The sequence below is a fragment of the Anabaena sp. UHCC 0399 genome (genome assembly GCF_034931465.1).
Classification (GTDB): domain Bacteria; phylum Cyanobacteriota; class Cyanobacteriia; order Cyanobacteriales; family Nostocaceae; genus Trichormus; species Trichormus minutissimus.
In genome coordinates, this window is record NZ_JAYGGZ010000042.1 from 19,075 (window position 1) to 42,638 (window position 23,564).

General features: G+C 38.9%; 19 protein-coding genes. 6 read left to right on the forward strand and 13 right to left on the reverse strand.

Features of this window, described 5'->3' with window-relative positions; genetic code table 11:
- Nucleotide 1: 1 nt before the first annotated feature.
- The 11 genes from VB693_RS20705 to VB693_RS20755 form a co-directional block, all read right to left on the reverse strand.
- Nucleotides 2–1,204 (reverse strand): class I SAM-dependent methyltransferase, encoded by a 1,203-nt coding sequence (locus VB693_RS20705; protein ID WP_323267905.1) that lies wholly within the window; start codon nucleotides 1,202–1,204, stop codon nucleotides 2–4.
- Nucleotides 1,205–1,416: 212 nt separating this feature from the next.
- On the reverse strand, nucleotides 1,417–2,361 hold the full coding sequence (locus tag VB693_RS20710) for an FkbM family methyltransferase (protein WP_323267906.1): 945 nt from the start codon (nucleotides 2,359–2,361) through the stop codon (nucleotides 1,417–1,419).
- Nucleotides 2,362–2,562: 201 nt separating this feature from the next.
- Nucleotides 2,563–3,735 (reverse strand): FkbM family methyltransferase, encoded by a 1,173-nt coding sequence (locus VB693_RS20715; protein ID WP_323267907.1) that lies wholly within the window; start codon nucleotides 3,733–3,735, stop codon nucleotides 2,563–2,565.
- Nucleotides 3,736–3,837: 102 nt separating this feature from the next.
- Nucleotides 3,838–6,822, reverse strand: coding sequence for a glycosyltransferase (locus VB693_RS20720; protein ID WP_323267908.1), 2,985 nt, complete (start codon nucleotides 6,820–6,822; stop codon nucleotides 3,838–3,840).
- 32 nt (nucleotides 6,823–6,854) lie between these two features.
- Entirely contained in the window at nucleotides 6,855–7,835 is a 981-nt protein-coding gene (locus tag VB693_RS20725; protein ID WP_323267909.1) for a hypothetical protein, read from the reverse strand.
- A gap of 285 nt (nucleotides 7,836–8,120) precedes the next feature.
- Entirely contained in the window at nucleotides 8,121–8,867 is a 747-nt protein-coding gene (locus VB693_RS20730) for a sugar phosphate nucleotidyltransferase (RefSeq protein WP_323267910.1), read from the reverse strand.
- A 12-nt stretch (nucleotides 8,868–8,879) separates the two neighbouring features.
- Entirely contained in the window at nucleotides 8,880–9,812 is a 933-nt protein-coding gene (locus VB693_RS20735) for an NAD-dependent epimerase/dehydratase (RefSeq protein WP_323267911.1), read from the reverse strand.
- An 81-nt stretch (nucleotides 9,813–9,893) separates the two neighbouring features.
- Nucleotides 9,894–10,640 (reverse strand): ABC transporter ATP-binding protein, encoded by a 747-nt coding sequence (locus VB693_RS20740; RefSeq protein WP_323267912.1) that lies wholly within the window; start codon nucleotides 10,638–10,640, stop codon nucleotides 9,894–9,896.
- Nucleotides 10,641–11,447 (reverse strand): ABC transporter permease, encoded by an 807-nt coding sequence (locus tag VB693_RS20745; RefSeq protein ID WP_323267913.1) that lies wholly within the window; start codon nucleotides 11,445–11,447, stop codon nucleotides 10,641–10,643.
- A 320-nt stretch (nucleotides 11,448–11,767) separates the two neighbouring features.
- The gene (locus VB693_RS20750) at nucleotides 11,768–12,565 is read right to left on the reverse strand and encodes a Uma2 family endonuclease (RefSeq protein ID WP_323267914.1); all 798 of its coding nucleotides are present in this window, start codon (nucleotides 12,563–12,565) and stop codon (nucleotides 11,768–11,770) included.
- Nucleotides 12,566–12,602: 37 nt separating this feature from the next.
- Nucleotides 12,603–13,415 carry a Uma2 family endonuclease gene (locus VB693_RS20755; protein WP_323267915.1) on the reverse strand — a complete coding sequence of 271 codons (813 nt, stop codon included), beginning with the start codon at nucleotides 13,413–13,415 and terminating at the stop codon, nucleotides 12,603–12,605.
- Between the two features lie 331 nt (nucleotides 13,416–13,746).
- On the opposite strand from VB693_RS20755, the gene VB693_RS20760 reads away from it, so the two are divergent.
- From VB693_RS20760 to VB693_RS20775, 4 genes are all read left to right on the forward strand, one after another.
- On the forward strand, nucleotides 13,747–13,938 hold the full coding sequence (locus tag VB693_RS20760; RefSeq protein ID WP_190706141.1) for a DUF2862 domain-containing protein: 192 nt from the start codon (nucleotides 13,747–13,749) through the stop codon (nucleotides 13,936–13,938).
- 87 nt (nucleotides 13,939–14,025) lie between these two features.
- Nucleotides 14,026–15,126, forward strand: a complete 1,101-nt coding sequence (locus VB693_RS20765; RefSeq protein ID WP_323267917.1) for an ArsA family ATPase — start codon at nucleotides 14,026–14,028, stop codon at nucleotides 15,124–15,126.
- Nucleotides 15,127–15,224: 98 nt separating this feature from the next.
- A complete protein-coding gene (gene chlG, locus VB693_RS20770) occupies nucleotides 15,225–16,223 on the forward strand; it encodes a chlorophyll synthase ChlG (protein ID WP_323267918.1) in 999 nt (332 codons plus the stop codon).
- A 279-nt stretch (nucleotides 16,224–16,502) separates the two neighbouring features.
- Nucleotides 16,503–16,790, forward strand: a complete 288-nt coding sequence (locus VB693_RS20775; protein WP_190706150.1) for a hypothetical protein — start codon at nucleotides 16,503–16,505, stop codon at nucleotides 16,788–16,790.
- A gap of 156 nt (nucleotides 16,791–16,946) precedes the next feature.
- Here VB693_RS20775 and VB693_RS20780 read toward each other — a convergent pair whose 3' ends face one another.
- Together VB693_RS20780 and VB693_RS20785 are read right to left on the reverse strand one after the other, a co-directional pair.
- Entirely contained in the window at nucleotides 16,947–17,900 is a 954-nt protein-coding gene (locus tag VB693_RS20780) for an MDR/zinc-dependent alcohol dehydrogenase-like family protein (protein WP_323267919.1), read from the reverse strand.
- 190 nt (nucleotides 17,901–18,090) lie between these two features.
- Complete coding sequence (locus VB693_RS20785; RefSeq protein WP_323267920.1) at nucleotides 18,091–18,660, reverse strand: hypothetical protein; 570 nt, start codon at nucleotides 18,658–18,660, stop codon at nucleotides 18,091–18,093.
- A 768-nt stretch (nucleotides 18,661–19,428) separates the two neighbouring features.
- On the opposite strand from VB693_RS20785, the gene VB693_RS20790 reads away from it, so the two are divergent.
- Together VB693_RS20790 and VB693_RS20795 are read left to right on the forward strand one after the other, a co-directional pair.
- Nucleotides 19,429–21,906, forward strand: coding sequence for an adenylate/guanylate cyclase domain-containing protein (locus VB693_RS20790; protein WP_323267921.1), 2,478 nt, complete (start codon nucleotides 19,429–19,431; stop codon nucleotides 21,904–21,906).
- Between the two features lie 4 nt (nucleotides 21,907–21,910).
- Nucleotides 21,911–23,368, forward strand: a complete 1,458-nt coding sequence (locus tag VB693_RS20795; RefSeq protein ID WP_323267922.1) for a mechanosensitive ion channel family protein — start codon at nucleotides 21,911–21,913, stop codon at nucleotides 23,366–23,368.
- The last annotated feature ends 196 nt before the right edge of the window (nucleotides 23,369–23,564 follow it).

Consider the following 23,564-nt stretch of genomic DNA (forward strand, 5'->3'; position numbering starts at 1 on the left):
GTTAAGCATCCTTGGGATTGACAGGAAAGAAAAATTCAACTCCTTTGTCAATTAGGTGTTGGTTATTGGACAGAATTTCTTTTTTAAAGTTCCAGGCTAAGACATAATAAATATCTGGTAGTTCCTGAAGTTCTTTCTCAATCACAAGAGGAATGTGCATTCCTGGTGAATAGAGTCCGCGCCGCAATTCATTTTTTTCTACCAAACAATCTATATAATTAGTGCCAACACCAAAGTAATTCAACATGGTATTTCCTTTGACGGGTGCGCCAAAACCAAAGATTCTTTTACCCTGCTGTTTAGCGTGTTCTAAATAGGCAAGATTTTCGGTTTTCATTTGTTGAATTCTTTTAGCAAACTCTAGATATGTAGAGAGTTCGTTGCTTTTTTCATTTACTTCTGCTTGTTGGAAAGATTGCAGGCGATCGCTTGCTGCTTTTTTTCCTTTATGGGTTACAAACCCAATAATAGAACCACCATGAATTGGGGAAAGATAAGCGTCAAACATGGATAAACCATGTCTGTTTAGGAGTACCTCAATAGTATTGAGATTGTAGTAAAGTAAGTGTTCGTGGTAAATCTGGTCAAAGGCTAGATTCTCTACAATGCGTTTCATGTAGAGAAACTGCACAACAAACACCCCATCTTCCCGCAAAGCTTCCCGAATTCCTTCAGCTACAGAATGTAGTTCTTCTAGGTGAAAGAATACACCAGCCGCGTTGATTATATGAAATTTGCGATTAAGACGCTGAACCACATCCAAATTGAAAAATTCGTTTAAAGTTGTAATTCCGGCATCGTTAGCTATCTTCGCCGTAGTTTTGGAAGACTCCACACCCAAAACATCATAGCCTAGTGTTTGAAAATGCTTGAGCTGAGTTCCATCATTAGAACCAATATCAAGTACAGATTTACCTTGAGTATCCTTAAAAAAGCGGCTATCTATTTCCTCGGCTACATTTTTGAAATGCTCACTTAAAGAGCGAGTCACACCTGATAAATAAGTATGATCGCCAAACATAATTTCTTTTTTAACAGTATAATCTAGCTGGACAGTTCCACAATCATGACAGTAGAGTACACGCAAAGGATAAAAAGGTTCTTTTCCAATTTCCTCTGGTTTCAAGAAGTGATTGCACCAAGGTTGAGAGCCGAGATCAATTGCAAGTTCTAAGTTAGTTAAATCACAGACACGGCATTGCATAAGAGACAAACCTGTTTATTTTTTCAAAAAGGATAATCTTTTTTGAAAATATTCAATACATGGTAATTCTATTTTTCAATAGGCTTAAATGTTCAAACAATACAAAGATGAATTGCCAAAACTCTAAGTATTTGAATATCAGCTATCTTTTGTTTCATTCTTTTATGAAATTATACAATTAGTCAATCTTATTTCTCATAACCTGGATTATTTTATTTAGGCATACAATAAAGTGCATGGCCTTCCATTTTAATTTGATATCCTAGAGCAGATAAAAATGGTTCTACTCCAAGTAAAGCAGATTCTCCCGTTTTTACATCCTTGTGAATATCAATACACAAATAAGGTAAAAACTTTTCTAACGTAGTTTTTCCACCATGTAAAGCATAAAGTTCAAAGCCTTCAATATCTATTTTGATAGCTTTAGGTTTAATATTTTTAGCAGCAACATATTCATCAATAGTTGTCACATCCACTGCATAGCATAGATGATTCATTGTGGGATTAATATTTGGTGAGGCTAAGGTAGAAGTATCAGAAGCCCAAGATAAATCATTATCTGAAGTATATTCAATAAACTCTGTAAATCCAGGAGCATCAGCTATTGCTGATTTTACCAAGGTGACATTGTGGGCATGATTGATTTCTAATAGTTTTTGGAGGCAATTTTGTGCTGTTCTAGATGGTTCAAAAGCATGAACAGAACCTTTTTCACCGACTACTTTTGACAAAGCTAAACTTATAATTCCAAAAGCTGCACCCACATCAAGGGCAACATCACCAGGTTGCAGATGAGAACACAACCAATCAGACTGCTGCGATTCCACCCAGTAGGTTAGTTTTTGTGTTGCTTGAGGATGTAAGCAATGAGGATATAAACGCAATAGTTCAACAGGTGCTAATAGGTTCATACCATTGATTTGGCAAGTGAATATTGAACCTGCTCTGCTGAAGTCTATCAACTCCATTAAAAATGCACGCATTGTCTCTACAATGGGTTCATCATGGTTGGATATTAAATTATTTGAACTGCGTAAGTTATGGATTGAAGTTCGTAAAGTAAGAGTGTCTAAACGGATTTGGCGTACATATTCTTCAATTTCTGGTAAATTTAATGCCCTACGGATTTTCATCTTTAGCCAATTTTTGATGTTCATAATTATCGTGTAAGTAAAAATGCAAATTATACTCAGGGATATTTCGTTCTAAAATGTCACATTTTATGCTGACGGGTTGATTCTCACAAAATGGTCAATGTTAATTTTGAGGAGTGGGTTTGGTTGCTAAATTGTTGTTTTTCCTAGAAATATTCGTAAAAAACGCTGCGAAAAAGAGAATGTAATGTCATTGAAATTATACTATTTATACAAAGAGGGAGCTAAATTATCAAATTCCGCTATTCTGAATATTTTTGCCTGTTTTATCAAAAATGTCTGATCAGATGTACCATTCAAAAATTCAAAATATAGTCTGATTTCCGAAGGTTCTGTTAAATTAATTACCCAATCACGATAACTTTGAGCAAGGAAGCTTGTGTAAGCATGATATCTAAAAATAACAGTTTCACCTACTTTCACGCCGCACATCATTTCGTTATCTGTACCTCTAGCACTAAAATCCATATCTATTAAGTATCGACCTTTATCAAGTCTAATAGAAGATTTTAAACTGATTAAGTTAGGAGTAATATTGGTGAAAAATTCCTGTGTCAAAGTAGTTATTTCATGAAAAGTAAATGGAGGTCTATAGAGAGTTTCCAATAATCTATCTTGATGAATGTAAAGATTATTGCGTATAACAACCCCATCAGGATAGTCATGGTAACTTTTAATTTCACGATAGTTATTTAAGTCTATAGAGATATAGCCTTTTTCCCTTAATAAATCAAGACATTTAGTGTCTTGTGGCTGTGTTTCTAATATTAGGTAAGGCTTGGCAGTCACAAGAGTATTTAACATACCTTTAATGGCATCAAATTCTGCTCCTTCTATATCCATTTTGACCAAATTTGGTACTAAGCCTGTAAAATTTATAAAATCATCTAGAGCGAGTGTCGATACATTAAAAGCTGCTACATCTGTATCGCTAGTTGAATAAATACTGTCGTTAAGATGACCACCTAAGTAAATTGGTACTGTTTCATTTGATTTGCTATAGATGGCAACATTATAAACCTGGACATTATTACATCCATTCAGCACTAGATTTTTTTGGCATTTATCTATAATTCTTGGACTAGCCTCGAAAGCACATACAACACCTTTTGGCCCTACCATTCGTGACATAACGGTGGTTAGTCCACCAAAGTTAGCACCTACATCAAAAACTACATCGCCAGGCTGGCAAAGGTCTCGTAATGCAATTTGAACAGGAGGCTCCCATAAGTTACCTTCATACCAGTAAGAAATACCAAATAAACCTTGATAATCCCTAGCAACTTTATCGCTGAGTAGATTAACAGAATCTTCTAAGACTGGAATAGCTAATGCCTGACGAAGTTTAACCTTGAACCCATGTTTTATATTTTTCATGAAAATAAAGTTTTGTATTTTAACTAATTTTGTTTAACGTTATCTTTTTCATTAACAAATAGTAACGCGAGCATTACTATTTGTTAATGGAATAAATACTCTTCAAACCTTAGTAAACCACAAAAAAGCGTGTTGTTCATGACGATTATCATTAAAAATTTTATACATAGGTTCAATGGCTTGGTTATTTATAGCTTGATGCTGTTGCTCAATGTTTGTAATCATACGATTTGTGCGGAGGACTGTATTAGCAGGTAATAGTTTAGAAAGTTGGGGTATCCAATCTAAAGCTCTATAAGCATCAAGTAAATTTTTAGTTCCTGGCAGATATTTTAATGCTAGTGAATCTGGTATTTGTTGTTGAATAAAACGTCCTACATTGTAGGCGTACTCTACATCTGTACTCCAGTGCTGACAGTATGATTTGCGATATCTTAAACATCTGTAGAATAACTCTTCAACTTCTTTAGGGTCATGATTAACAAAAGCATATTCAACTCCAGCTAGAGTACGATGCAAATACCAAGCGCGTAAATCCTCTATCTCTGCTCTAGGGTGTTGCGTCGTTCGCTCGTCTGGGTAGTTACGAAAAACACCTAAAGTTTGAGGAATAGCTTTAGTCTTAATAAATGGCAAGACACGACTCTTAAATTCTGTGTCTCCCGCAGCTTTGAAGGTAGCATCATAAAAACCAAATCGCTCATGAATAGAGCGACGATAAAGCGCACCTACCCAAGATAAATAACAGGTTTCCAGGTAAACAAGACCTTGTTTATAACCTTTGCGGTCATAAACCATAACATCGCTAACCCATGAACCATTCTGATCAACATTTGTCACCAAACTATTTGCTTGTACCCAATCTAGTGTGGGATCTGCATCTAATTCTGCTGCTAAAATTTCCAGACATTCAGGCAGTATAGTTTCATCAACACCCAGAAAAGTCAAATATGGTGAGCGAGCAAGGTCTATCCCACGATTCCAAGCACTTTGTATGGTTTCACGTTTAGCACACCGAGCATAAAGAATAGGAATATCCAGAGATTCCATCGCCTGCTTAAATGCACCATATTCATCAGCAGGAGAACCGCTATCAACCAGAATTACTTCAGCAATGCCAGATTGAATCAGTGTTTGGAGTTTGAGTGTTTGCAGAAATAAAGGTAGCTTGGCAGCAGCATTGTAAAGTGAAACGATTATGGAAACCCGATAGCTGGATGAAGTACGCCGATTATCTAGAAATTCGTACTCCCACTTTTGATTAAGTTTATTGTCTACTAGAGCCTGATTGATGATTGCTTTACAACGTTCGTGTTGATCTGGATATTTGCCATACATAGCTTCAGCCGCTAGTGCTTCTCGACTAAAGCCATTAGTCTGAAGTATGGATACAACATTTGGCAGATCATTAAAAGAATCATAACCAAGCGATCGCATACATCTTATTTGATATGTTGCGGCAACAATATCATTACCTCTTAGCATCTCTAATCTGGCTAGCTCTCTCCAAATTCTGACACGATCAATCCGATATTCAGATGATAAATTCCAACAATTATTTACCTTGTTGCTTAATTCTTGCTCATTAGATTCACCTGAATTAAAGATATTTTGATAGCTCTTAAGCAGTGATAATGCTTTTAGCCCTTGATCTACAATTTTTAGATCTTCGTAATTATCCTTACTTAAAAAAGAACGAACTTTTTCTTTGATAAACCCCTTAGGATTGACCTGAAATGATTTGACATTTCTGAAGTATTGCTTAATTTCCGGTTGAAGTTTTTTCTTGATAACATGTAAAACATCATTTTTCATATAGCTGATTGCAACTATATTTTTGCGCCTACCTGTTTCTTGAACATTCATTAATTGAGAATACCAGTATTCTGTTTCACGACGTATACCTTGGTCGTAGTCTGGCTGACTTTCGTATATTGATTCTATAGATAAGCCAGATATCTCTGGTTTAGCTTGAGATAAATATTCGACTAATTGGTAACGATAGTCATCATAATTATCTAATAGGGAAATCATAGAATGAATACATGAATAAATATTATTTTTATCTATAGTTATTAAAGGTAAATCAGGATATGTCTCCTTCAGAAATCTTACAATTCCAGCTCCAGTGCCTATAACTGTTGGACAACCAGAAAATAAAGATTCAAGAGCAGTCAAATTAAATGTGTCATATTTAGAAGGTAATAAAGTTACAGATTTACTAGAAAATACTTGCTCATATAACTGTTCATGACTCATGGACGACATTAATTTAACGTCATCTTTGAGCCTGTTATTGATCATTTGATAAAGTTGCAGTCCTGAACCTAATTCACCTTTATAATCAAAACTATCAGGACCAATAACATTTGCAGTTTTGAATTTAGAACGGGGTAGCCACCAAGTTAATTCAACAAAAATATCTGGTCCTTTACGCCTTTCAGTACGACCAACAAAATTGATATCAGGTAATTCATCGGATTTTTTGGCTAACTTCGGTCTAGGTAGTGATATAACCGACAAAGGATTTAAATAATAAGATTTTAAATTTACAATTTTATGCCATTCATCTAAATAGGTTTTACTAATACCGTAGCGAGTGTCAACCACACTATACTGTATTTTTTCTTGCCAAATTAAAGTTTGATCAACTTTTCCATCATAAAACCAATCCATCTTAATAGATGTCGATATATTGCCGTGCATTGACAAAGCAATGCTCTCAAAATCCACATTATGATATTTTAATGCTGGTCTTAGCATAGTACCAAATTGTTCATAATCTGGTATATCTACAACATCAAAACGTTCTCCAGCCACAGAAGCCGCTATATTACTAGTCATGATAAATACTCGATAAATCCATTTTGGTGGAGTCAAATCAAGAAAAAGTGCATGATCAGCAATATGGTATTTTTCTTGATAAAGAATGGCATGAGCATTACTAGGACGATTGCCTTTTAAACTCTCAGAAACTATGAAGTAGTAAAAATCAATGTGTGGATTTTTTTCAATTAAACTGCGATAGAATGTTTGTCCGCCACCAATTTTATTAAATAAATCAAAGTCAACAATTAAAACTTTCATATGGTTGCTTAATTTCGATAAATATGTATTGGTTAAGAAAAAATTATTTGTGAACCAGGAGCATTTGTTTTTGCTATTAAAATTTGATGATTAGCAAAACAACTTTGTAAGGTTTCATGGAATTGTGGAGGTACAAAAAACAGCATAAATCCACCTGCACCTGCTCCCAATAACTTACCACCCCAAGCACCTGCTTCAATACCCGTTTGATAAATTTTATCGATTTCAGAATTAGAGATACCCCCATCCAGACTACGTTTAGCTAACCACGCACGATGCAGTAATGCACCAAATTCTGATAGAGGTCTATTGCTCGTCAATATATCCCAACCTTCATCAACCATGTATCGCATCTCCTTCAATGTGGCTGTGTTATCACCCACCTTTTGCAACTGCTGTGCTACAACATCAGCCGCTTTGCGTCTAATACCAGTGAAAACTATAAAAAGATGCTGCTCAAATTCCTGCAAGCGTTGTTGAGATATAGGTACACGGTTAACTATGATATTGTCTTCAGTTCTAAACTCGACCAAATTAAAACCACCAACCGCGGCCAAAACCTGATCTTGACACCCCACTTTGTCTTTGACTAAATTTCGTTCTACATAAATGGCCTCATAGGCCAATTCCATTGGCTTGATGAATTCACCTTTAAAACTGTGAAGGGCATGGAGTAGAGAAACCGTAAATGTTGAAGACGAACCTAAACCAGTAAATGCTGGCAAATCTGCCACATTATGTAATTCAATATCTTTCTCTAACCCACAAAACTTTAAACACTCACGATAAACACGGTGTTCAATTTCATCTAAGTTTTTGACTAGTTCCACTTTCCGGTATGAGAGTCGAATTGAATAATCAAATAAGCGGCTAAGAAATGGACTAGCAGTAATATAGGAAAACTTATCAATAGCTGTGGCTAATACAGCACCTCCATGCTGAAGAAAATATTCAGGATAGTCAGTTCCACCACCAAAAAAGCTGATACGAACAGGGGCGCGAGATATTAGCATTCTTTCATTTTCCTAAGCAGACAACTCACTCTGATAACCTAGTCTAGAATTACAAAATGAAATAGTTTTTTTAGCAATGCTACTGTCTGAACATACCTCATTTAAACATATACAAATATACAACTAAGCATCTGAAATTTTTAAATGAGTGATGATTTTTGCAATTAACTCTAGCTTACCAGAATTGGTGTAATGATGATTTAAAGTGATTGGATAACTGATAAATTACAAGAAAAAATAAGTGGCGAAGCGTCTATATATCATATGTGCATGGTACGGAAAATATTAATATGCCGACTCAAACTTATCTAAGTTTTGTAGAATAAATGATTCAGCCTGTGCTAAAGACTCAGGAGTGCCTATATCTAAAAAAGCAGCATCGGTGATAGCTACTTGTATGGAAAAATGTTTGCTTAAAAATAAAGGGAATACTTCATTTTCAAAGCTCAACGGCAGTGTGTCTGGAAATTCTTGTAATAAAGAATTTTTTAATAAGTATACACCGACACTTATTATTCCAGCACCAGTACACTTTTCAGCAAAATTTTCTAGTTCACCGAACTGATTACATACTAGAGAACCATATCGTGAAGCATCATTCACAGATAAGCCTACAATTACACCACTATTTTTTTTATCATAAAAATGGTTACTCAGTAACGCTAAATTTGCAAACACTAGAGAATCACCATTGACAACTAGCCAAATATTCGGTACGTCTTCACTGTGATGTACAGCATTTAAAAAACCCCCAGCAGTACCTAGGGGCGTGTTTTCTCGACAGCAAATAATCTGTATACCATCAACAGGGTGTGTTTGAAAATGTTGTTCTATGACCTCTGCAAGATAACCTGTCGAAATAATGGCTTTTGTAATTCCTTGTGTTTTTAGATAACGTACAACCCACTCAACAAAAGGTCTACCTGCAATTGACACCATAGGTTTAGGGACACCATTTAATAGGTGTTTGATGCGTGTGCCGTAACCACCAGCTAAAATTACGGCTATGACCTCATTTGGGGGAAATAACATTGGCTGCCTCCACTAGACATTAGAATACAGGCTGTTGCGTAAGATTGTATAACCCTTAATTAACTCCTGAATACCTCGACTTAAAGACCAATCTGGTTCAAAACCAGTATTTAAAATCCTGGCGTTAGAAACTATGTAATCGCGCTTATCTGGATCTTCTCCAATAGGAGCTTCTAGATATACAAAATGGGGCAAGTGCTTTTTAATTTCAGCACATAATTCTAATTTGGATAAGTTGGCATCTTCTAAACCCACATTGTAGGGCTTACCCTTCATGGTTTCAAAATTAGCAATGCCATGCAAAAATACCTTGGCTATATCACGGATATGAATATAATTTCTCTTAAAATGTCCCTCAAAAACCAGCACGGCTCGGTCATGTACAGCCCGGTAAACAAAGTCATTTACTAATAAATCCATCCTCATACGAGGTGACATCCCAAAAACAGTTGCTAGTCGGAACGTGATACTATTTTCTCTTTCTAAAACTGCTGTTTCTGCTTCTACTTTCGTAACTCCATAAAGGGAAATTGGGCGTAAAGGTGTTTCCTCTGTACAAAACTTTCCAGGTTCACCAATACCATAACCGCTATTTGTTACTGGCATGAGAATCCTTTGTTCTTTGCTAGCCAGCCGACACAACATCTTGACAGCATCAGAGTTAATAGTTTGAGTGCCAATCGCATCATTCTTACACAAGGGCGCACCTACTAGTGCTGCTAGGGGAATAATCACATCGGCATCTTTGAGCAGAAATTTAATAGTGTTTTCATCTCTGCAATCACCCCTCATCACTTGAAAGCCATCATATTGACAGCAATCAGCCAAGCTATTTTGGTGAAACATAAAATTATCTAATACAGTCACCTCATAACCATTAGCTAGTAAAGTTGGTGTCAGTACAGAACCAATATAACCCGCCCCTCCAGTAATTAATATTCTCATTGTCATTCCTTGTATACTCTGATTGAGATTTTACACGTAAAAGAGCTTTTTTGTAAAAATTATTGCTTTAAAGATCGAAGTTTAAGTGTTACCCTCTTTGACTGCTTGCAGATAATAATCTACTGTTTCTTCAGCATTACCTACAAATTTTATTTGTCCCTTATCTAGCCAAATTGCTCGCTCACAAGAATTTCTAATAAACGCTAGATCATGCGATACTGCCAAGACTGTGGCATTTCCATCCCAAAAGTGATCGATTCTCTGCTTACATTTATTTTTAAATTTTTCGTCTCCTACCGATAGAACTTCATCTAATATTAGAATATCTGGTTGCACATCTGTAGCAATAGCAAATCCTAGCCTAGCTACCATACCAGAAGATAAACCTTTGACTGGGACTAATGCATAATCTTCCAACTCTGCAAAATCCAAGATCGAGGAGGATCTTTGCTGAATTTCCGCCCTAGAAAATCCTAGTAAAACTCCGTACAAAACAATATTATCCATCACCGAAATCTCTGAATCAAACCCTGCACCGAGTTCAATCAAAGGAGCTATTTGTCCTCTGACTCTGACTATACCGCTTGTTGGTTGTAAAATAGCACAAATTATTTTCAGGAGAGTTGATTTACCTGAACCGTTTGCGCCAATAATTCCTACTTTTTCACCTGAATTAACGACTATATCAATATGATCAAGTACTAATTTCCGTGCAGGCTGACGGTACTTACCTTCAATAATTGATAAAACTGTTTTCTTGAGGTCGTAAGAAAACTCTTCTTGCGTCCGTCGCCAGAGTGAAACTTGATCTAGACGAATGACTTCCATCTACAGCAAATCCATAAACTGATGTCGCCACATATGAAAACAAACCCATCCTAATGACAAAAGGATTATTCCACTGAGCAAACTACCCCAAATTAAACTGAAATCAGGTAAATTTCCAGATAATGTAATTTGACGGAGACTTTCAATAATTGGTGATAGCGGATTGAGTAATAAAAACTTTTTAACTGGTAACGGAACAATAGCTGCTGGATAAAATACAGGGCTGCTAATCCAAAGTACAAATACAACTAATTCATAGAAGTAAGGTAAATCTCTAAAAAAAACATACAGCGCACTGACTAAAAATCCAACTCCGGTACAAACTAAAGCTAAGGACAGAAATGGAAATAGTAGTGCCAGCACATTGATTAAACTCTTAGAATTGATTAGAGCGATTACTGCTAGCAAGGGAAATGCCCCAACTGCAAACTGAAAGACATTTGCTACAATCATTGAAACCGGGAAAACACTGACAGGTAAGCGAATTTTGTTTAACAATGCTCCATTGCCTACTACACTTGACAAAGCTTGGGATGTAGAGGATGAGAAAAAATTAATCACCACTAAGCCAGTGAAGGCTGCTAGCATGTAGTTCAGTATAGAATTGCCATAATAAGAAGCAAATGTTGCTCCAAAAATCGCACTGTACAGTGCCGTCATAATTAACGGGTTCAATAGCGACCAATATACGCCTAATAAAGAGCCTCGGTAACGCACCTTGAGGTTTCGCATTACCAAGACATATAGCAATTCCCGGTAACGGCGCACTTGTAACCAATTTGAATTATCTTTGATAGAAAGTGTCATCCTCAAAACCCATCACACACCACAGGCAATTCATTCGCGCATTTTATCTCATTAGAGGCTAAATTGTCGCATTAGACTGAGAATAAAATTATACTTTTCAAAGTATTGGTGAATATTAGCCAAATTTATAAGCTCTTACTTCAACCACTCACCACATATTACATCCGCACGACCAGTTTACTGGTTAGTTAGTTCCTAAAATTTCTCTGTGAGTAATTATTGATTTTTTAACCATATTAATGCAGAAAAGTCAAATAAATATTTTTTCCAGCGATCAAGGTATTTAAAATAGCTACAAATTTAGTCTCTACCGGAATGGCTTAACTTAGGCTATCTGGATCAATTCCTTGCGATCGCAAATACTCTGCCAGTTTATCAGCCCGTTGGCGTTCTTGTTCAGCCCGTTGGCGTTCTTGTTCAGCCCGTTGACGTTCTTGTTCAGCCCGTTGGCGTTCTTGTTCTACTTTCTCATTGAATGTTGGCAGCCAACCTGCTGTATTATACCAACGCAACCATAAACCATTTGTCTGCTGATAAGAACCTTGCCAAAGACCTAAACCTAACTCTAGCTCTTCCAACCAAAATCGCTTTTCTACTAAAGGTATAGCCTCATAACGAGTACCATTGAGTCGAAACGCCCGCAAATTATTTTCGTAGCGGTCATATACAACATAATAAGGAACGCGCAAAATCCGTTCATAAACTTCCCACTTGGTTGGAGGTTTATTTACTTCTCGTAGTGTCGTCCCTAAATCTTCCTGTTCTGTACCTGGTGAGAGTAATTCAACTACTAAAAACGGAGCAATCCCCTCTTGCCAAATAACGTAACTTAAACGTAAGTCTTGCTGTTGATTAGCATTTGGTACTCCCAAAACCATGTACCAATCAGGACGCTTGTACCACAAAGTATGGCGGGGGTCATAGTAAAGGTTTAAGTCGCTAGCAAGTAAAATTTCCTCCGATGAATAGTTAGGAGGTTGACAAGTCTCACTAAGCAAATCTGCCTGTATGCAATGAAATTCGTCTGGCAAGCCTGATTCGCCTACTAATTCACTGGGTAAATCATACATCGTTGGCATAGTTTCTTGTGGCGGACGAGGTGGATTAGTTTGATACATGATTGCTACCTCAACGATATTAAATGCCAGTTTTACCTTAACTCAAACTATCTGGGTCAACGCCTAGAGAACGCAAATATTCTACCAAACGATGCGATCGCTCCTGTTCTTGTTGCAATCGTAATTCAGTACCCGATACCTGTTGTTGTGCTTCAGATAATTGTTGCTGTACCTCAGATAACTGTTGTTGTGTTTCAGATGCTTGTTGCTGCACCTCAGATAACTGTTGTTGTGCTTCAGATGCTTGTTGCTGTATTGCTATAGCAACTTCTTCTGGCGTTGGTACTAAATCACCGTCAGCAGTAAAGTAACGAAGTTGACTATTTTCCACACCCAAATACAGACCAAGAACTCCACTCCAACGCCAGCCACGCTCATCAGCTAGGATTTCTTGATATCTATTGCCTATTAACTCAAAACCAGCAAATTCTAACCTCTCTGGCGAAAACCAAAAATATTCCGGTGTGTGAAATCGATTTTCATACAGGCTTTTCTTCAAATTCCGGTCAATATCAGCCGTACTCTCAGAAAGTAATTCAATAATTAAATCTGGATAACGCCCATCTTCTTCCCAGACTACCCAGGAATTGCGGGGACGTTTTTCGGTGTCCTTGACTAAAAAGAAATCTGGTCCACGGAAATCTCGATTTCGCAATTGCTGACGGCTAAAGTATATTGTCAGATTTGCACCGATAAAATAGTCATTTTGATCGCGCCACAGCCATTCTAAACAAGTGACTAATAGCAATAGCTGCATATAATGCAACGAAGTTTCCATTTCCGGCTCATCACTTAATAACCGAGTTGCATCGGGCATTTGTTGTTCTAGCTGTTGCGCTGTGACAAACATGGTTTTATACCTGATTGCGTATTGATTTAATTTTAAGCTTTTGGTCAATAGTCACGTTGCTGCGTTCCGAATTCAAAATTTAAAATCTTGCCCTCGAAAGAAGTGAAGGGTCAAAATTCAAAATGAAAAAAGGTCTTGGAGTATGAGTTAGTATCTGTCCCCAGTCTCCAGTCCCCAGCTTTCCAATGAGTGGATTTTAAATTATCCAATCCAAAATCTAAAATCTAAAATTCCCAGTCCCCAATCCCCAATCCCCAATCCCCAAATCCTATAACCGATGAGTACCAGATTCAGCTAAACTGATTGTTGGTTTATTGCGTTTTATGTCGGCATGGAAATCGGACAAAAAGTTAAGGTATTTCGTTTGCGCGATCGCGTTTCTGCTCCCATTGCTCAGAAACTAGGTAAAGTTGGTATTATCGAAGGCTACAAAGTCACTGATGGTCAGGGCATTGGTGTAGTGGTGAAGTTTGACGATAATAGTTCCACTTGGTTTTTTGATGATGAAATCAAGCCAGTGTAGTCATAGCTACTCCAGGTAGAAGCTAAGGTTATTTGTCTAGTGCTAAGTTGGAGTTGAAAAGACCGGCGGTTATTGGAAATCAAGATAATGTCCCAGATATTGACATTTTTGGGCGAAAGCAGCATTGCTCGTACCAAAATAGCGATCGCTGCTGCTAAGTCATTGGCGAGTCAAGGTAAACGCGTACTTTTAGCAGGATTGGCAGAACCAGTATTATCCATCCTGTTAGATCAACCCCTGACACCTGACCCCAAAGAAATTGCACCCAATCTAGAAGTAGTACAGTTCCAAGCATCTGTATTACTAGAACGCAATTGGGATGAAGTGAAAAAACTTGAGGCGCAATACCTCAGAACACCTATCATCAAAGATGTCTACGGTCAAGAACTGGTAGTATTACCAGGCATGGACAATGCCCTTGCCCTCAATGCTATCCGTGAATATGATGCCAGTGGTAAGTATGATGCCATTATCTACAACGGCACAGGTGACTCATCTACCTTGCGGATGTTGGGTTTACCAGAGTCTTTAAGTTGGTATATCCGCCGATTTCGGCAGTTAGTAGTCAACTCTGACTTAGGTAAGAGTATTGCAGAATCACCGTTGGTTCAACCGCTAATTAGCAGCTTTTTTAACTTCAACTGGACAGCAGATAACTTTGCTCACCCTACCAATCAAGTTAATAATTTCTTAGATAAGGGAAAAGCAGCTCTAGCTGACCCCCAGCGCGTAGCCGCTTTTTTAGTGACTACAGGAGATCCCTTAGAAGTAGCAAGCGGCCGTTATTTGTGGGGAAGCGCGCAACAAGTCGGTTTAACAATTGGTGGTGTCATCCAAATTTCTGCCCAGGGAAACACCGACTTATCGGAAGAATTCGCACCCTTGAAGGTAAGTGTTGTTCCTGACTTGACAAATGGTAATTGGCAACCATTAATAGATGCTCTACCTAATTTTGTTGAGCAAGCAGTACAAGCCCCCAACCCAATTACAATCGATGTCCACAACCTCCAAGTACGCTTGTTTTTGCCTGGATTTGATAAAAAACAGGTCAAACTCACCCAATATGGGCCAGAAGTCACTGTAGAAGCAGGCGACCAAAGGCGGAATATCTTCCTACCACCGGCACTGAGTGGCAGACCAATCACTGGGGCTAAGTTTCAAAATAATTATTTGATCATTTCTTTTTAGGATTGGGAACTGGGGCATAGGGTATAGGGCATATAGAAATTATCAATGCCCCATTCTCAATTCCCAATTCCCAATTCCCAAATTCATAATTAATCCTTATGTCAGAACTCACTCCTATTACTCCCGATTCTAATTCTGAAGCAAGTGACCGCACTGCTAAAACCCGGCAGTTACTGGGGATGAAAGGTGCAGCACCGGGGGAAACCTCGATTTGGAAAATTCGCCTGCAATTGATGAAGCCGATTACCTGGATTCCCTTAATTTGGGGTGTTGTCTGTGGTGCGGCTTCTTCTGGTAATTACACTTGGACTTTAGAAAATGTCTTAAAAGCAGCAGCTTGTATGTTACTGTCTGGGCCGTTACTGACGGGTTATACTCAAACCCTAAATGACTTTTACGATCGCGAAATTGATGCCATCAATGAACCCTATCGCCCTATCCCTTCCGGCGCAATTTCCGTACCCCAGGTAGTTAGCCAGATTATCTTCTTATTTATTGCTGGGATTTCCCTGTCCTTTGTACTGGATTTATGGGCAGGGCATGAATTTCCCAATGTCACAGTTTTAGCGATATTTGGTTCTTTTATTGCCTTTATCTACTCTGCACCACCTCTCAAGCTGAAACAAAACGGCTGGTTGGGTAACTACGCCTTGGGTGCTAGCTACATCGCCTTACCTTGGTGGGCTGGTCATGCTTTATTTGGTGAACTCAACTGGAAAATCATCGTTATTACCTTGATTTACAGCTGGGCAGGATTAGGAATTGCCATCGTCAACGATTTTAAGAGTGTAGAAGGCGATCGCCAACTCGGTCTAAAATCTTTACCTGTAATGTTCGGTATCGACAAGGCCGCCTGGATTTGTGTGGTGATGATTGATGTCTTTCAAGGCTTGATAGCTGCTTATCTGGTAAGTATCCACGAAAATTTGTATGCAGCGATTTTGGTACTGTTAATCATTCCTCAAATCACCTTCCAGGATATGTACTTTCTGCGCGACCCCTTAAAGAATGATGTGAAATACCAAGCCAGCGCACAACCATTCTTGGTTTTAGGAATGCTGGTAGCTGGTTTAGCATTAGGTCACGCTGGGATTTAAAGGTGACAGGTGACAGGTGACAGGAAAGAAGCACAGGGGCAGAGGAGATTTTACACCCAGGACTTACGCAAAAAGTCTCTCAAACCCTTATTTCTCCGTGTTCTCTGCGTCTCTGTGGTTTGTTATTCCGTAAATTGTGCGTAAGTCCTAACACCAATGTCCCAGTCCCCAGTCCCCAATACCCAGTCCCCATGAATTTATACTTCTGTAGCGAGAAGTTAGGTTGAAGGAGTTAGGAGTTAATATACTTCTAACTCTCCATTTTTATCAGAAATTGCCGTGCTGGAATTGATAGTTTTACTAATCAGAGGCATCCAACCATTTTTAGTACCCATTTGCTTTGTTGTTGCTTGGATGCTCATTTCTCTTGTTGTTTGGAGTCTATGGACAGCTGCACGAGACAGTATCACCACAGCCAAACAAATGCACCAAATACCCTGTACAGGTTGTCAATTTTTCACCGATGACTACCGCCTCAAATGCACTGTCCACCCATCTATAGCCAATACAGAAGAGGCGATTCATTGTTGTGATTTTCAACCCAAGACAAATCCTTATTTGTACTAGGGAATAGGGGACAGGTGAAGTAGGGGGAGCAGGGGAAGCAGGGGGAGCAAAATACAATGCCCAATAACGCCCACTCACTACTCAGCACGGGCTAAACGCCCCGCTACCGCTAACAGCACTCCCTACTCAGCACTCAGCACTCAGCACTCAGCACTCTTAACTAATTTCCAACAATACCTTTAAAACCCCTCGGCGTTGGGCTTGTGCAAAAGCCTCTAGTGCTTCGTTGAGGGGGTAGCTGGAATGAATTAGCGGTTTTACGTCTACTTTCTCTGCTGCTAATAAATCCAATGCTGCCGGAAAAGGGCCACAACGAGAACCGATGAGGGTGATTTCATCTACTACCAAAGCAGAAGCATCGAAGCTGAGGTTGCCTGCATAGGTACTTTTGAGTATAAGAGTACCACGAGGACGTAGGGCGCGACGAGCGATCTCAAATCCTTCTGGATTACCAGTACATTCTACGGAAATATCAAAAGTTCTATCTTTTACAACATCAACGAAACCAGTTTTTATTCCCCGCGCCTCTAAATTAGCGAGTTTGTCTTGGTGACGACCGACCACTAATAGTTGACAACCAGTTAAAGCCAATGTTTGCGCTACTAACTGCCCTAGTTTGCCATCTCCCACTACTAGAACGCGGTCATCTGCACATATCGTCACCTGCTGCTGAATTTCTAGTGCGGCTGCTAAAGGTTCGGTAAAAGTGGCAGTGTCTGTTGATACATTTTCGGGTACGGGATGAAGATTTTCTATTGGTAAACAAAGATAGTCAGCAAATGCGCCGTGACGATTGACGATACCCAATACTGTACGGTTTTCGCAGTGGGTTGGTTGTCCCCGACGACAGAAACGGCAATGACCACAAACAGCATTAATTTCACCGACTACGCGCTGATTGACAAGATGTTTTGGCCCTTGTTCTACCAAACCGACAAATTCGTGTCCTAAAACGCCTGTATAGGGGTAGTAACCTCTCAGTAATTCTAAATCAGTATTGCAAATTCCTGCGCGTAAAACACGCACAAGGGCTTCCCCTGCTGGTGGTTCAGGAATCGGAATATCTGTACGCAGTTGTAATTGGTTATTTTCCAGCCAGAGTCCTTTCATGATCTTTTTCTAGTCAAATACTCACAGGCATTTTAACCGCAATGCAAGTAGCTGGACATAGGGAGGTTTAGACCAAAGGCTAGATAAGAGACATTTTCATCTCTGTAGTTGTTTAAATATTTTTCTAGAAGGAAAATGCTGATTACCCAGTCAGCTATAACTATTTCTGACAAAAAGAACTAAAAGCACTTCAATTTTCCACCTCAGATGGACTGGGGAATTTGACCTCAACCTTGCTTAACCAAATTATTAGGTCATTGGAATGAACTGCAATCTCACTACCTAAGGTTTTGATATATAAAAGCCCATCGCTAATAATTAAGTCTCTGATGGGATACCATGAATTACGTGTACGGATCAGCAAATCCAAAGGAATCCCTAACTGTAAACTATTTTTGCGATATTTCCACCAAGCCCGCCACAGATTCACTGATTTTGTACAGTGCATATGATATCCTTGGGGCAAAGGACAGTATTTATACTGGTAGCAATGGCGTTCATCTATTTCCCCTGTGAGGATATAGTTGTAATCTGCCAAGGCCTCGTTCATTAATTCCCAGTAAGATGAAGTTGATTTAATTGAGAATTCCAGTGTTTTCTGCGTAATTTCGGCAGTAGCAATCACACCTTCAGCTTTGGCTATGACTTGGTTACTTTTATAGGCGGTCTGTGCCTGTAAAGAAGCGTTGGCTAACAAAACTTCTTTCTTTTGGATAGATTGATCAACAAACTCTTTTAATAAATCTAAGTTAGATAACATGGCTGTTCTATATTCAATGCACCATTTTTACTTAAGCTATAGCTCATTGTCAGTAAGCAATTACCGTAATATCACCATTACTAAATCATCACTGTAATTCTGATTATACCCAAACCCTATTTTAAATTTGTAAATATACGGTGAACTATTTTGATTCTTCAAATTTGTCCATTACGGGTAGTAAAGTTTTCATGAATAACTCTTCTATACATTGATTTGAAATATTCCATGAACTATTGATAATTGATTAGATAAAAAAATAAAGCTTTTATATTGACTTAGTATAAATACTGGAAATATTTACATTGCAGTAACAATCAAGCAGATAATAGAGCGATTCCTATCATCATCATCATCTACTCAAAAAGTTCAAATATGTTTTGAAAAAGGTAGTGGGTGTCAGCATTAATTAAGTTACTATTGACAGTCAAAAATACACAGTCAATAACTAGTGATGTCATTAGTTATTGACACCATCTAATTACATATACGTGGTAAAGCTATAACATCCTGAAAAAATACCCAAGTCATCTGTAAAATTTTTGGCGTTAGGCGACTTGAGTTAATGAGGAGTGGATGGTATTGAGGAAGACAGAGGTTATAACCGTATTTCCTGGTTCCAATCCTCAAAATCTTCTTTCCTTTCTGGGAAACTTTCTGTCATCTAGTTAGATTCAAGTATTTTCTCTTATTTCAAGCCTCTAAAGGAAGAAATAACTATCAGCCTATACTATGCTCTCTAGGGGGCAGGAAAAAATCATCACGAATATGCAGCCACTCCTCTTTAATCGGTTGACCATCAAATCCAAGCTTATTATCATTATTCTTTTTGCCAGTATTAGCTCGATTTTGCTCATCGCCTATCTAGGGTTGCAGATGGGCAAGCGATCGCTAACTCAGTCTGTTTCTAACCAACTTACAAGTGTTCGCGCTGCTAAGTCCGACGAAATCAAAACTTATTTGCAAACTCTACGCAACCACCTGAAAACCCTGTGTGAAGACCGGATGGTTATTGCCGCGATGGTAGATTTACATCAAGGATTTCAGGAATTGAATCAGAAATCAATTCCGCCACAGTGGCAGCAATCTTTGCAAAATTATTATGAAAAGGAATTCTTTCCCACGATTTCTGACAATGTTTCTGGAGAACTCCGTTTTAGCAACTACAGTCCTGTCAGCCAAGCTGCTAAATATCTCCAGCATTACTACGTTGCTGGTAATGTCTATCCTGTGGAACAAAAAGCTCAACTTTTAGATGCTGGTGATGGTAGTGCATACAGTCGCTTCCATGCTCAATATCAACCTTTATTTCAAAATCTAGTCCAGAGCATGGGCTACAGCAATTTATTACTAATCGATCATAATACAGGCGATATTATCTACTCAATCCGTAAAGAACCAGACTACGGCACTAACCTCAATACTGGCCCATACCGCACCAGTCACCTAGCCAAGTTAGTAGCAACTGTGCGTCAAAGTTTCGATCCGAGAACAACTCAAATCACGGATTTTGAAGCTTATCGACCAGTGTATGGTTCTCAAGTGGCATTTATCGCCGGCCCCATTTATGACGGTTCTAAGCTGGTGGGAATTTTAGCGGTGCAACTATCTGTTGCGGAAATTAACCGTATCATGACCAGTAACCAAAACTGGGTGAATGAGGGTTTGGGAAAGTCTGGAGAAGCTTATTTAGTTAGTTCAGATTATCGGATGCGATCGCGCTCAAGATTTGCACTCGCAGATAAACAAAACAAAATCCAGACTCTAGAAACAGAAGGCGCACGAAAAGCCTTGGCAGGTGAAACTGGTACAGGCATTTTCAAAGATTATCGTGGGATCTCGGCACTCACTGCTTATGCTCCTTTGCAGATTGGCGATCTGAATTGGGCAATATTGGCACAGATGGACACAGCCGAAGTCTTGACTCCCGTGGACAATCTACAGTTGTGGTTGTTGAGTGCCAGCACAATTTTAATTGTCATGTTCACATTTTTGAGCATCATTGTTTCTCATTTTGTGAATCGCCCCATCGCAGCCATCAAAGAGGGAATTCAACAACTGCAAGCCGGCAATTATGACACCACAGTTGATATTAATGCTGATGATGAATTTGGGGAGTTAGGGCGGGCATTTAATGCAATGGTAATTAGTTTGGGCGAAAAGTTAGCAGAAATAGAGCAAAAAAATCGGGAAAACGAAGCTCTCATGCTCAATATTGTGCCTTTCACCATTGCCCAGCGTCTTAAGCAAGGTGAGTTGCTAATTGCTGACCATGTAAAACAAGTCACCATTTTATATGCCCGTGTGGTTGGGATTGCAGAACTTAGTCAACGACTTCCACCAGCAGAAGTCGCCCAGTTGTTGACTCACTTATTCCATGAATTTGATGAGGCGGCAGAACGCTTTGGGCTGGAGCGTAAAAGTACAATTGATACTGACTACATGGCTGTCTGCGGACTGACGATACCCCGACTAGATCATGTTAAACGCACCATTGATTTTGGGGTAGAAATGTTGAATATCCTGCATCGGATGGAGTTGAGAAAAGATTTAGTTTTAGCGTTAAAAATTGGTATTCATGCCGGTTCAGTAACAGCTGGGGTAATTGGTACTAAGAGATTTGGTTATAACATTTGGGGAGAATCGGTTTATTTAGTCATGCGCTTGTACAATCAAGCGGAACTTAACAGCATTGTGATGACTCGTGCTGCTTATGAGTGGGTGGCAGACTCTTACACTTTAGTGCAGTATAGACCAATGTACATTGACATCATTGGTGAGGTGGACACATGGATTTTGGTTACTGCCACTAGGATGTCAATGAGCAAAGTTGATCTAGTGCAATCATCCTTTGCAAAAGTTCAGCCGATCGCCGATACCGCCGCCGAACTATTCTATCAACGACTATTTGAATTAAGCCCCTCTTTACGACCTTTATTTAAAGGGAGTATGGAAGATCAACAACGCAAACTAATGAGTACACTAGCGATCGCTGTTGAAGGATTACGTAACCCAGCAGCAGTGATTAAGGCTGTGCAAGAACTCGGTAAAAGACACGCAGGTTACGGAGTGAAGGAGGAATATTATGATGTTGTGGGGGAAGCTTTACTCTGGACGCTAGAGCAAGGTTTAGGCGAAGCATTTACTCCCCAAGTCCGGCGAGCCTGGGAAGAAGCTTATAAATTTTTGAGTGAAATTATGAAAGATGCTGCGGCTCAGGTAGAGCATCAAAATATTGGGGTTTAGGATCATGCGCCAAGACATATTAACTTGGGGAATTGCTCTGATGTTGGGAGTTCCTGTAGTGGCGATCGCACTCAACGAAGTAATTGAGAGATTACAACGGCAGAATATACCCTTCGTAGAAACGCTGCAACATCTGCGGAATCTAGTTTTGCCCTTTCTAACTGCCTGGCTAGTGATGCGTCAGATTCTCAGTTTCGCACCTTCAGGAAACTTCGTGCGTATAGGCGAAACTTTATTTTGGGTGGCAATTATCTACACTGGACTATCTTTTTTAAACACTACCCTGACACCCCGCAAAAAACCCAAAGCTTGGCAAATTAGAGTACCAAATCTCTATTTTTTGTTAGCACGAGCATCTGTTGTATTGCTTATTGGGGTGCATATCCTAGCTAATATTTGGAAAATTGACTTAGCACAAATTACAACTGCTCTTGGGGTTGGTTCTTTAGTAGTGGCGTTAGCTTTGCAAGATACCTTAAGCAACTTAGTTTCAGGTTTTCTGTTACTTTTGGAAAGACCCTTTGAAGAAGGAGATTGGATAAAAATTTCGCCACGTTCAGGCACAAATTTTGAAGGAGAAGTAATCGAGATGAATTGGCGGGCTGTTCGCCTAAGAACCCGAAATAAAGACATTATCGTGATCCCAAATGGAGAACTAGGGAAAACAACTTTTGAAAACTACACCTTACTCAATCCCATCCATGCAGAAAGGGTTTTTGTGAAATTTTCTTATAATGATTTACCTAATCATGTTATAGATATTATTAAAAAAGCTGCATTAGAAACTCCAGGGATTATTGCCGATCCAGAACCTAATGTTCGCATCAAAGAATATGGGGATTTTTTCATCAATTACGAGATAAAAATCTACATCAATAATTATCCCAAGAAAGATGATATCAGAGGCGATTTGTTAAAAATAATCTACTACGCTGCCAAGCGTCACAAGTTAACAATTCCTCTGCCGACTCAAATGGAATATTCTGTTGATCAAGCTTTGTTAAAAAGTGAAGTTCCACAGGAAAGAGTATTAGAATACTTGGAAGCACTGCCTTATCTGGCCTTTCTCGACCCTAGCACTATCAATAAACTTGCTCGTCATGCCATTGTGGAAGAATACGGCGTAGGCGAATGTATTATCAAAGCGGGAAATATCGACAAAGGATTTTTTATTGTTTGGGATGGATGTGTTCGCCTCTCGGTAAAAAATTCTCAAGGGAAAGAGCAAGAAGTATTTCGTTTGTCAAGTGGAGATTGTTTCGGTGAAATGTCACTTTTAGCGGGACAAAGGAGCTTAGTCACTGTGACGGTGGTTCAAGATTTGCAGGCGATCGCGATTCCGACTGAGGTTATCATTCACCTGGCGGAACACAGTGCTAAGTTTGCCTTAGAAATCAACCGCTTAATTGAAGAGCGAGATCAGGCTATTAAATTAGTTAAAGGAATAGTCAAAACTTTTTGAACTCGTTTAGGGACTTCCAACTCAAAAAATGTTCCATCTGTAGGGTGCATCAGTACAAAGAATATCTGGGCATAGCAAAGGTTTCTCACACTGACACACCCTACGAACAGTCAATTTGGGATAATTTAATTTTTGGAAGTTCCTTATTTGATCGAAAAAAGGCAGAGAGTAGTATTTTTTCTGCCTCCTGCCTTTC